This window comes from Longispora urticae (assembly GCF_053902585.1).
This window is the reverse complement of the sequence record NZ_JAQZSH010000031.1, coordinates 90,588-102,147: the sequence shown is the minus strand read 5'-3', so window position 1 is coordinate 102,147 and position 11,560 is coordinate 90,588. Positions and strand designations below refer to the sequence as shown.

At 73.4% G+C, this 11,560-nt stretch carries 7 protein-coding genes; 1 reads left to right on the top strand and 6 read right to left on the bottom strand.

Annotation, left to right across the window (positions count from 1 at the left end; genetic code table 11):
- Nucleotides 1-19: 19 nt before the first annotated feature.
- The 3 genes from PT931_RS21630 to PT931_RS21620 form a co-directional block, all read right to left on the bottom strand.
- Nucleotides 20-1,243, bottom strand: a complete 1,224-nt coding sequence (locus PT931_RS21630) for an alginate lyase family protein (protein ID WP_456247576.1) — start codon at nt 1,241-1,243, stop codon at nt 20-22.
- A gap of 144 nt (nt 1,244-1,387) precedes the next feature.
- Nucleotides 1,388-3,250, bottom strand: coding sequence for a chitinase (locus PT931_RS21625; RefSeq protein ID WP_456247575.1), 1,863 nt, complete (start codon nt 3,248-3,250; stop codon nt 1,388-1,390).
- 67 nt (nt 3,251-3,317) lie between these two features.
- Entirely contained in the window at nt 3,318-4,853 is a 1,536-nt protein-coding gene (locus PT931_RS21620) for a chitinase (protein ID WP_456247574.1), read from the bottom strand.
- Nucleotides 4,854-5,085: 232 nt separating this feature from the next.
- On the opposite strand from PT931_RS21620, the gene PT931_RS21615 reads away from it, so the two are divergent.
- A complete protein-coding gene (locus PT931_RS21615; protein ID WP_456247573.1) occupies nt 5,086-6,003 on the top strand; it encodes an alpha/beta fold hydrolase in 918 nt (305 codons plus the stop codon).
- Nucleotides 6,004-6,149: 146 nt separating this feature from the next.
- On the opposite strand, the gene glgB is transcribed toward PT931_RS21615, so the two are convergent.
- From glgB to PT931_RS21600, 3 genes are read right to left on the bottom strand one after another with little or no spacing between them, the layout of a single operon-like run.
- Nucleotides 6,150-8,234, bottom strand: a complete 2,085-nt coding sequence (gene glgB, locus PT931_RS21610) for a 1,4-alpha-glucan branching protein GlgB (RefSeq protein ID WP_456247572.1) — start codon at nt 8,232-8,234, stop codon at nt 6,150-6,152.
- Nucleotides 8,231-9,538 carry a glycosyltransferase family 4 protein gene (locus PT931_RS21605; protein ID WP_456247571.1) on the bottom strand — a complete coding sequence of 436 codons (1,308 nt, stop codon included), beginning with the start codon at nt 9,536-9,538 and terminating at the stop codon, nt 8,231-8,233. Before PT931_RS21605 ends, glgB begins: the two co-directional genes overlap by 4 nt.
- Nucleotides 9,539-9,550: 12 nt before the next feature.
- Nucleotides 9,551-11,518: an amylo-alpha-1,6-glucosidase gene (locus tag PT931_RS21600; RefSeq protein ID WP_456247570.1), complete on the bottom strand. Its 1,968-nt coding sequence runs from the start codon at nt 11,516-11,518 to the stop codon at nt 9,551-9,553.
- Nucleotides 11,519-11,560 lie beyond the last annotated feature (42 nt).

The following is an 11,560-nucleotide window of genomic DNA, read 5'->3' as shown; positions in this document are numbered from 1 at the left end:
GCATTGACGCCGTTCGCTGTCAGGCGGGGTTGTTCGCGTGCGTGAACGTCTCCCACGCGAGGAAGTGGCTCACGCCGGCCGGCCGCTTCGACTCCGTGTACCGCTGCGTGGTCGGCATGTCCAACCCGGACCGGGTGTGGAACGCGTTGAACCCCACCTCCGTCACCGGCCCCAGCCCCTTCTTCACCGAGCCCCCGCACAACGAGGCGGGTACGGCCGTGCCCAGCTCGTAGCGGGCGTGGAAGTACAGGGCCTGGGTGAGCCGGGGCTGGGCCTCCGCGTACAGGTCCAGGCCCTGGTGGCGGGCCGTCTCCGCGACGTGCGCGATGGCCGCCAGGCCCCAGCCCGTGTGGCCGAAGTCCCGGCACGTCTCCTGGGCCAGGCCGTCGGTGAAGGTGGACTGGCCCTGCCAGTACCCGATGAGCTCGCTCCTGGTGTCGATCGACGGACAGTTGGCCGGGTAGCGGGGCAGCGCGCCGTCGGAGGCCAGGTAGATGTACGCCGGCAGCCGGGCCCGCCACGTCGCCACCGCCCGGTCGAAGACGGCCCGGTCGTCGAGGAACACCGCGATCCCGATGGCCGCGTCGGTCATGATGAGCTCCCAGTTGCCGTTCTTGCAGCCCACGTTGCTCGTCACCTCGGGCAGGTAGACGGTGCGCAGCGTCGAGGCGAACCGGTTGACCTGCGGCCACGACGTGTAGGTGTGCCGGATCAGCTCGGCGGCCCGGGAGAAGTTCGCCCCCGCCCAGCCGGACTGCAGCGGGGCGTTGGTGTTCGTGTGGTCCCGGATCACCGCCGACCAGGCGTCCATGATCGCGATCGACTTCTGCGCGTGCTTCGGGTCCTTCGTGACATACCAGAGCAGCGCCTGGGTGTACGCGGCCATCGCGTCCTCGCGCTCGTCCGAGCAGCCGTTGTTCGGGTTGGACGACGAGCCGCACTCCACGACGGCGCGCGGCCTCGGGGTCCAGGACAGGGACGCGTAGGAGCTGGTGCGCATCGCGTCGTAGGCGGACTTCCAGGGTTGGGCGCCGGCGAGGGCCTTGGAGCGGGCCAGGTCGAGTTGGGGGCGGGAGAGGAGGACGCCGGGGTGCTGGAAGGCGGCGGCCGAGGGCTGTCCGGCGGCCGGGGCGGCGCCCGGTGTCGAGTGCGTGGCCGATGCCTGATGGGCGGCGGCAGGGGTCGGCAGGAGGAGGGTGGCGGTCGCCAGGACGGCCGTGACCAGGTGCGTTATGCGTGCCATGCCTGAGAATGCGAGCGGATGTTCCGCTGGGTCAACAGCGGTTCCCGCCCTGCGGAAAGGGGTGGCACGCCCCCGGGACGCCCGAGGGCATGCCACTGGCGGGCGCGCCGCCGACCCGCGGCGCGCCCGGGAACGCCGCCCCGGCTACGGCAGCGCGTTCAGGTACGCCCGGTGGCTCCGGGAGAACTCGTACCCGTTGAAGCGGTCCCAGTTCACCGACCACGTCATCAGCCCGCGCAGGCCGGGATACACCCCGCGCGGCCGGTACGAACCGCAGTTCGTGCCCTTGGCCAGGCAGTCGAACGCCTTCTGGGTCTCCGCCACGGTCGTGTACCCGTTGCCCGCCTGGGAGGCCGCCGGCAGCCCGAACGCGACCTGCTCGGGCCGCAGCGCCGGGAACGCGTTCCCCTTCACCGGGAAGCCCGCCAGCAGCATGTCCGTCATGGCCACGTGGAAGTCGTGCCCGCCCATCGTGTGGTACTGGTTGTCCAGCCCCATGATCGGCCCCGAGTTGTAGTCCTGCACGTGCAGCAGGGTCAGGTCGTCGCGGAGCGCGTGGATCACCGGCAGGTACGAGCCGGCCCGCGCGTCGCCCCCGTTCGTGCCCGGCCCGTAGAACTGGTACCCGAGCTGCACGAAGAAGGTCTCCGGCGCCATGGTCAGCACGAACTTCGCCCCGTACCGCGCCTTGAGCGTCTTCAGCGCGGAGATCAGGTTCACGATCACGGGGGTCGTCGGGTTGCGGAAGTCCGTGTCGTTGGCGTTCAGCGACAGCGAGTGGCCCTCGAAGTCGATGTCCAGCCCGTCGAGCCCGTAGGTGTCGATGATCGCGGCCACCGAGGTGACGAACGTGTCGCGCGCCGCCGTCGTCGTGAGCTGGACCTGGCCGTTCTGGCCACCGATGGAGATCAGCACCTTCTTGCCGGCGGCCTGTTTGGCCCGGATGCCGGCGAGGAAGTCGGCCTGGCTCTCCACGTTCGCGCACTCGGTCGCCGGGCACTGCCGGAACCGGATGTCGCCCGAGGTCACCGACGTCGGCTCGCCGAACGCCAGGTTGACGAAGTCCCACTCGGCCGGCACGTCGCGCATCGGGATGTAGCCGGAACCGTTGGCGAAGGACGCGTGCAGATACCCGACGAGTACGCGTTTGGGCAGGTCACCGCTGGGCGGCGTACCCGTCGGCTTCGTCTTTCCCGAACTCTCCGCGGTGTACGCCGAGCAGTTGCCCGCCCCGTCACACGCCCGCACCCTGAACCGGTACGTCGTGTCGGCGGTCAGCCCGGTGGCCGTGAAGCTCGTGGCCGCACCGGCCGAGGTCGGGGCCGCGCCGTCCCGGGACACGTCGTAGCGCACCGCGCCGGAGTCGTCGGTGGACGCCGCCCAGCTCACGGCCAGGGTGCTCGACGTCGCGCCGCCGACCGCCGGGGTGCCGGGGACGGTGGGCGGGGTGGTGTCCGCGGCCACCGGCGGCCCGTCGAGCACCAGGTCGTCGGCGAGGTACGCGCCGGTGCCGTACCAGCCGTTCAGGTAGATCGTGACCGTGGACGTGGTCGCGCCCGTGGTGAACGACGTGGACAGCTGCGCCCAGGTCGGGCCCGGCTGGCCCCAGGTGCTCACGTCGGTGGTGCCGGTGCCGGTCGCGCCGAGGAACACGTACGCGCCCCGGACCCACGCCGACAACGTGTAGGTCGACGACGGCTTGACCCGGACGGACTGCTGGCAGCGGGCGAAGTCGCCGCCCTGCGGGGTGGCCTCCAGGGCGGAGGTGCCGCCGTGCACGGGGGTGGTGACGGTGCGGGCGGAGGCGGGGCAGGACCAGCCGGTCAGGCCGTTCTCGAAGCCGGGGTTGGTGGCGAGGTTGGCGGCGAGCGCGCCGGCCGGGGCGGCCCCGGCTGGCGCGGCTCCCGGGGCGGGGGCGCCCGACGGGCCGGCGGTGGCGGTGGCGGCCGGCGACAGTGCCGCGCCGAGGACGAGGGCGGCGAGGACCGCCAGGGGTTTCCTACGCATGGTGCTTCCTCTCGGGAGGGGGCGCGGGGCGACCGCGAGGCCGCCCCGCACCGGTCAGAAGCGGTTGCTACGGCAGCGTGTTCAGGTGCGGCTTGACCGAGTTGGCGAACGCGTACCCGTTGGACGCGTCCCAGTTGATCGACCACGTCATGACGCCCCGCAGCCCCGGCCACGTCGCCGGCGGCTTGAAGGTGCCGCAGTTCGTGCCCTTGGCCAGGCAGTCCACGGCGTTGTTGATGGTCCCGGGCGAGATGTACCCGCCGCCGGCCGCCGAGGTGGTCGCGGGCAGGCCGAGGGCGATCTGGTCGGGCCGCAGCGCGCTCTGCAACTGGATGCAGGCCAGCGCGGTCACGAAGTTCACCGTGCCCTGGCTGTACGCGGCCATCTGGTCGCAGCCGAGCATCGCGCCCGAGTTGTAGAACTGGGTGTGCACGACCGTGAGGATGTCCTTGATGGTGAGCGCCAGCTTGAAGTACTCGGAACCGGTGCTCTGCATGTCGATCGTCTGCGGGGCCATCGTGATGATCAGGTTGGCCCCGACCGACGCCCGGATCGAGCGCAGCGCCTGCCCCATGTAGGTGGCGCTCACCCCGTTCTCCAGGTCGATGTCCACCCCGTCGAACCCGTACCGGGTCAGGATCGACGTCACGCTGTTCGCGAAGTTCGTCGCCGCCGCTGCGCTGTTGACGGACACCGTGCCCTTCTCGCCGCCGACGGACAGGACGATGTGCTGGCCCCGGGCGTGCAGGGTGGCGACGTCCGCCCGGAACTGGGCGTCGGTGTACCCGCCGAGCGCGCTCGACAGTCCGGAGTCGAGGGTGAAGGTCACGCCACCCGGCTTGGAGGGGTCGGTGTCGGCGAAGGAGATCGCCACCAGGTCGTAGCTGACCGGCACGTCGGCGAGCTTGAGGGGACGCGCGCCGTTGGTGAAGTTCTGCCAGTACCCGGTGAGGGCGTGTTTCGGCAGTGGACCTGGGTCGGGGTTGCCGGTCGGGGTGGGGGTCGGAGTGGGACTCGGGCTCGGGGACTTCGTCGGGCTCGGGCTAGGCGTGGGGCTCTTCGTCGGGCTGGCCGTGGCCGTCGGCTTCGGGCTCGCGGTCGGCGACGGCCCGCCCGGCCCGGCGAGGTTCACGTCGTCCGCGTAGTAGGTGCCCTGCCCGTACCAGCCGTGCAGGTAGACCGTGACCGTCGTGGCGCTGCCGGACGTGAAGGTCAGCGACAGGGGCTTGTAGGCGCCGCCGGTGCCCGGGGTCCAGGTGGACGCGCCGCCGGTGATCCCCAGGTAGACATAGGAGCCGTTGACCTGGGCGGACAGCGTGTAGCTGGTGTTGGGCGCGACGGAGACCGTCTGCCGGCACTCGGCGGTGGTGCCCCCGGCCGCGGCGGCCAGGGCGTAGGTGCCGGAGTTCGCGTGCCCGGTGACGACGCTGGCCGCCGGGTCGCAGGTCCACGGGGCCAGGGTGCCGGTCTCGAAGCCGGGGTTGGTGACGTTGTTCGCGAGCGGGGCCGCGAGGGGGGCGGCGGTCGACGCGAGGGCCGGGATCGCGAGGCCGACCGCGAGGGCCGCCGCCGTGACCGCGGTGGCGAGTGTCGCTCTTCGCACGGGATGCTCCTTGGGCTGAGGGGTAGAAGAACATGATCCCTCCCCTCAGCAAGGTTTGTTAACAATTTGGCGCACCAACATTCCAGATCCATGATCGACGGGTACGCCCGGAGCCGGCCCGACCTTCCCGTCGGTGGGATCGCCCGGGGTGCTCGGCGCGCCGGACACCGGCCCTCGCGACGTGTCAGGGCGGTGTCAGGGGCGTGTCCGACCGGCCGCCGATAGTTGCCGCATGACGCAGAACAGCACCCCCTCGACCCAGACCACCACCCCGCCGGTCGGAGGCTTCCAGGAGCTCGACGGCCGCCGCCTCTTCGTGCACAGCTCCGGCACCGGCGGACCGGCCGTCGTGTTCCTGCCGGGTGCCAGCGCGATCGGCCTCGACTACTTCGGCCTCCAGCAGCTGGTCGCGGAGTTCGGCACCGCCGTCGTGTACGACCGCGCCGGCACCGGTTTCAGCGACGACGCCGAGCTGCCGCGTACCGGTGCGGCGGTCGCCACGGAGCTGCGCGAGCTGCTGGCGGCCCAGGGCGTCCCCGGCCCGTACGTGCTGGTGGCGCACTCCCTCGGCGGGGCCTACGCGCACCGGTTCGCGCAGCTGTACCCCCAGGATGTCGCCGGGCTGGTCTGGTTGGACGCCTTTCACCGGGAGTGGGACGCGTTCCTGCCGGCGGAGGCGAGCCTGGCCGCCGGTGAGGAGATGGCGCCGTCCGAGGAGCAGCTCCGGCAGGCGTTGCCGTTCATCCGCGACATGGTCGGCGCGATGTTCGTGGACTTCCCGGCGGAGGTGCGGGAGGCGGCGGTCGAGTACCACGTGAGCGACCGGTGGATCGAGGTCGGCATCGTCGAGCGCGCCTCGACGACCGCGCTCGCCGCCGAGCTCAATGCCGGGCCGGCCGTGCCGGACGTGCCGGTGATCGCGCTGACGCCGCTGGGGGTGGACCCGGTGCAGGCGTCGTTGATGTCGGAGGAGACGCTGCGGAAGGTGCACGACGGGAAGTCGCGGTTGGACGCGAACCTGGTCGGCCAGGTCACGCACGGTGAGCAGCGGGTGTTGTCGGACACGAACCACAGCCAGCTGATCACCGAGCGGGCGGACGCGGTGGTGGCGGCGATCCGGGACGTGGTGAACCGGGCGGCGGGCGTCTAGGTCCGTCACCGCCGGGCTGGCCCGCGAGCCGCGCCGCGTCACGAGATTCTCTCCGGATCCCGTGGCGCGGCGGCGCGCGTGGGCGGGCACGGCGCCCCGGTCGGCGGCCGACCAGCCTGGCTCAGGCCACGCCCGCCAGGCTCAGCTCACGCCCCGGCGGTCTCGCGGTGCGGCACCAGCCACACCGCCGCGTGCGGCCCCAGCTGCACGAACGCCGAAGCCGGCTGCCCGTCCCACGGCGTCGGCGCGGCGAGCAGGCTCCCCCAGCACCCCACGTCGGACCCCCCGTACAGCCGGGAGTCCGTGTTGAGCACCTCCCGCCACCGCCCGGGGAACGGCAGCCCCACCCGGTGGTCGGCCTGCGGGGTCCCGGCGAAGTTGACGACGCACGCGACGACCGACCCGTCCGGCCCCCAGCGCAGGAACGCCAGCACGTTGCTGTCCCGGTCCTGGCAGGAGATCCACTGGAAGCCGTCCCGGTCGGTGTCGCGCGCCCACAGCGCCGGGCGGTCCCGGTAGAGGAGGTTCAGGTCGCGGACCAGGGCCCGGACGCCGGCCGCCCCGGGCTCGTCGGCCCCGGACCAGTCGAGCCCGAGGTGTTCGCTCCACTCGCCCTCGGCGCCCAGTTCGAAACCCATGAAGAGCAGCTTCTTTCCGGGGTACGCCCACATGTAGGCCAGCAGTCCGCGTACCCCCGCGAGGCGCTGCCACCGGTCGCCGGGCAGTTTGGCGAGCAGGGCGCCCTTGCCGTGTACGACCTCGTCGTGGCTGATGGCGAGGAGGAACTGTTCCTCGAAGGCGTACACGGACGGCCAGGTCACGTCGTCGTGGTGGTAGCGCCGGTGCACGGGGTCGCGGGCCAGGTAGGACAGGGTGTCGTGCATCCAGCCCATGTTCCATTTCAGGCCGAAGCCGAGGCCGCCCCATTCGACGGGCCGGGACACGCCGGGCCAGGCGGTGGACTCCTCGGCGATCATGACGACGCCGGGTGAGCCCTGGTAGACGGCGGTGTTGAGTTGGCGGAGGAAGCCGATGGCGTCGGTGTTCTCCCGGCCGCCGTGGTGGTTGGGTTCCCATTCGCCGGGGCCGCGGGAGTAGTCGAGGTAGAGCATCGAGGCGACGCCGTCGACCCGGAGGCCGTCGATGTGGAACTCCTCGCACCAGTACTGGGCGCTGGCGACGAGGAAGTTGCGGACCTCGGGGCGGCCGTAGTCGAAGATCAGGCTGCCCCAGTCGGGGTGGGTGCCCCGGCGCGGGTCGGGGTGCTCGTACAGGGGTTCGCCGTCGAACCGGGCCAGCGCCCAGTCGTCGGCGGGGAAGTGCGCGGGCACCCAGTCGAGGAGGACGCCGATGCCGGCCTGGTGCAGCCGGTCGATGAGGTACCGCAGGTCGTCGGGGTCGCCGAACCGGGCGGTGGGGGCGAAGTACCCGGTGACGTGGTAGCCCCAGGAGCCGCCGTACGGGTGCTCCATGACGGGCATGAACTCCACGTGCGTGAAGCCCAGGTGGCTGACGTGGCCGACGAGCTGCTCGGCGAGGTCGCGGTAGGACAGGCCGGGGCGCCAGGAGCCGAGGTGCACCTCGTACACGGACAGGGGTCGTGCGTGGTGGTCCGCGGTGCGGCCCGCGAGCCAGTCGGCGTCGCCCCAGGTGTGCCGGGACTCGTGCACGACGGAGGCGGTGTGCGGGGGGCATTCGGTGGCGGCGGCCATCGGGTCGGCCCGGTCCCGCCAGGAGCCGTCGGCCCCGTGGATCCGGTACTTGTACCGCTGCCCGGGGCTGATCCCGGCGACGTGGCCGGCCCACACGCCGCTGGTCCCGAGGGGTTCGAGGCGGACGCCGTCGTGCGGGGCCCAGCCGTTGTGGTCGCCGACGACCCGGACCTCCCGGGCGCGCGGGGCCCACACGGCGAACCGGCAGCCGTGCGCGTCGGGGTGCGCGCCGAGGACCGTCCACAGGCGTTCGTGCCGGCCCTCGCCGAACAGGTAGAGGTCGAGGTCCCCGGGCCCGGCCGCCCACTCCGGCAGTCGAGGGGCCTCGGCGTCCCGCGCGTGGCTGGTCGCGAGCGCCTCCGGCCCGGCGCTCGCCACGTCGCCGGGCACCCCCGCAGCGCTCGCCGCGTCGCCGGGCACCGCCGGCCCGGCGCTGTCCGGGGCGGCCACCTCGGCCGGTTCCGGATGGCTGACCCGGTCGGCCGTCCTCGGCCCGCGCGGCCGGTGCGCCGTCGTCACGGGGTGGTGGTGAGGGCGAGCAGGTTCCCCTCGGGTACCACGATGGGTGGCCGTTCCCCGATCGGCGGCACCCGCGGGCTGAGCACGGACGCCTCGTCGATCGCGGCGGCGTACGCCTGCGCGGTGGTGGCCGCGATGGTGGGCCACAGGTAGTGCTTGCGGATCATGGCCCGGGCCTTGGCGACCATCCGCTTGGCGGCCTTCGGGTCCTCCAGCAGCCGGGTGACGGCGTCGGCGAGCGCGGCGGCGTCTCCTGGCGGGAACGCGAGCCCGGTCCGGCCGTGCTGGACGATCGCGAGCAGCCCCCCGGTGGCCGCGGCGGCGAGCGGCGCCCCGGCGGCGGAGGCTTCCAGCGCCACCATCCCGAACGGCTCGTACAGGCTGGGGACGACGACGGCGTCGGCGACGGCCAGCAGTGCGGCCAGGTCGACCTCCTCCATGAACCCGCAGAACTCGACGTCCTGGCCGAGCCGCGCGCACAGCTCGGCGAGTTCGGGCCGGTGCGGGCCGTCGCCGGCGATGACGAGCCGCAGGCCGGGGTGCCGGTCCCGCAGTACCGGCAGGGCGGTGACCAGGTCCTGGACGCCCTTCTCGTAGACGAGGCGGCCGGCGTAGACGACGAGCGGGCCGTCGTGGGCGGTGAAGCGCTCGCGGGCGCGTTCGACGGCCTTGCGGGGGGCGCGCCAGCGGCGGTCGTCGACGCCGTTGGGGATGACCTCCACGGCGGCGTCGTGCAGTTCGAGGAGGCGGGTGACCTCCCATTTCATGTACTCGGAGCACACCAGTACCCGGCTGGCCTCCCGCGCGAGCCACCATTCGACGGCGTGGATGCAGCGGTTCATCTCCTCGGGCAGCCAGCCCTGGTGCCGGCCGGCCTCGGTGGCGTGGATGGTGGCGACCAGCGGTAGGCCGAGGTGTTCGGTGAGGGTGACGGCGGTGTGCGTGACGAGCCAGTCGTGGGCGTGGATGACGTCGTACTCGGCCGTGGCGGCGGCGCGCAGGGCGGCCCGGGTCAGGGCGTGGTTGAACGCCATGGTCCAGGCGAGCAGCGACGACGTCGCGAGGGGGAAGGGCGGCGGGTCCTCGGGGGCGCGGACGACCCGGACCCCGCCGCGCATCTCGTCGACGGGCAGGCCGGGGGCGTGCCGGGTGACGACGGTGACCTCGTGGCCGGCGACGGCGAGCTGGGTGGCGAGGGCGTGCACGTGCCGGCCGAGGCCGCCGACCATGACGGGCGGGTATTCCCAGGCCAGGATCAGAACCCGAAGCGGTCCGGTGGGCACGGTCGGCGTTTCGGGCGTCATGACGCGGTTCCCCTACGACTGTCGAGTGTCAGCTGAGCGCCACGGACGGGTGCGCAGCACTTCGGCGACCGACCAGGCCTGGAAGGGGCAGCCGGTGGCTCGGTGGGGCGGATCTCCGTCCGTGGTTTCGCTGATCGAGCCTAGTCCAAATTCCGACAAATGCTTTTCGACACCCCCAAAAAGATCATTGATGGGTACGCCGGCCCGCGCGCACGCCCCCGCGTACGGCCCCAGCAGCCAGGGCCACACGGTGCCCTGGTGGTAGGCGGCGTCCCGCTCCCCCGGGCCGCCCCGGTGCGCCGGGCGGTAGTCGAGCGCGCCCGGCGTGAGGCTGCGCAGGCCGAGCGGGGTGAGCAGGCGCGCGCCGAGCGCCGCGAGCGGGCCCGGTTCGGGGAGCAGCGGCCCGTCGGGCAGGGACCAGGCGAGCAGCTGGTTGGGCCGGACGCTCGGGTCGTCGCCGGCCGGACCGTCCACGACGTCGTACAGCAGCCCGTCGGGGCGCGGGTACCTGCGGGTGAACGAGGCGACCGCCCGGGCGTGTGCGGCGCCCGCCGGCCCGGGTGCCTCCCCGACCCGGGCCGCGAGGTCGGCGACCGCCGCGAGGGCGTTGATCCACAGTGCGTTGACCTCGACGGGTTTGCCGGTCCGGGGCGTCACGGGCACCCCGTCGACCCTGGCGTCCATCCAGGTCAGGGCCACGCCGGGCGCCCCCTGGCGGAGCAGGCCGTCGACCGGGTCGACCCCGATCCCGTACCGGGTGCCGGCGAGGTGGGCCTCGACGATCGCGCGCAGGGCGGGCCCGAGCTCGGCGGCGAGGTCGAGGTCCCCGGTGGCGTGCACGTGCCGGGCCACGGCGTGCGGGAACCACAGGCTCGCGTCCGCGCTGTTGTACTCCACCGCCCCCGTGTCGGCCGTGTTCGCCAGCATCCCCTCGGACAGGGTCGCCGCGTACGAGGTCAGCAGCTCGCGGCCCTCGGCGGTCCAGCCGGTGGCGAGGAACAGGCCCTCGTAGCAGGTCAGGGTGTCGCGGGTCCACGGGCCGAACCAGGGGTAGCCGGCGACCACGTCGGGGCCGGTCGGGGTGGTGACGATGAAGGACGCGGCGGCCACCCGCAGGGTCGCGGCCACCGGGTCGCCGGCCGCGCCGGCCGCGATGGCCCGGAGCCGGCGGCGGGCGGTGTCGAGGACGACCTCGGCGGGCGGCGGGCGCACGTCGAGGCCCCCGAAGGCGCCCGCGCCGCCCACAGCCCCGCCGCTCTCCTCCCCGGCCCAGGCCGACACGTCCAGCACCGCCCCGGGCCCGGCCAGGTCCGCCGTGAACGTGCCCGCGTGCCACAGGTCCTCGTCCGCCGCCAGCCCCCGGGCCTTCTCCTCCCGGTGGTGCACGCCGCGCCACCAGTCCCCGGCGGACGCCCAGCTCGGCCCGGCCAGCCGGTAGGCCCCGTCGACCAGCACCCCGTCGGCGACCTGCTCCACCTCCGGCGGCGGGCCCCCGGCGGTGCGTTCGCCGTGCGCGTCCCGCCACGTGCACAGCGCGTCGAGCACGAGCCGCACCGGCCCGCCGGCGAGCAGCCGGTGCCGGACGGCGAGCGAGGACCGGCCGGTCTCCATCGCCAGGGTCCGTTCGAGGAGGACGTCCCCGATCCGCCACCGCCAGCACGGCAGCCCGTCCACCAGCGCGAAGCTCTCCAGGTACGCGTGCCCGGCCGGCTCGACCGCCCCCGACGCCCACTCGTGGCTGCCGAGCCGGACCCGCGTACCGGAGGGCCAGGTGAGCACGGGGTCCAGGGCGGCGAGCCCGAGGTGCCGGGCCCCGGGGCGGGCGCCGGGGACGACGAGCAGTCCGTGGTACCGGCGGGTGCGCAGCCCGGACACGGTGCCCATGGCGTAGCCGCCGAGCCCGTCGGGGACCAGCCACTCCCGGGTGCCGCCCTCGGCGAGGTCGCCGCAGACCTGGGTTCCGAATCCGATCGACAGCACGTGACCCCCGCAATCCGAAAAGCGAACAATCCACATTCTTAC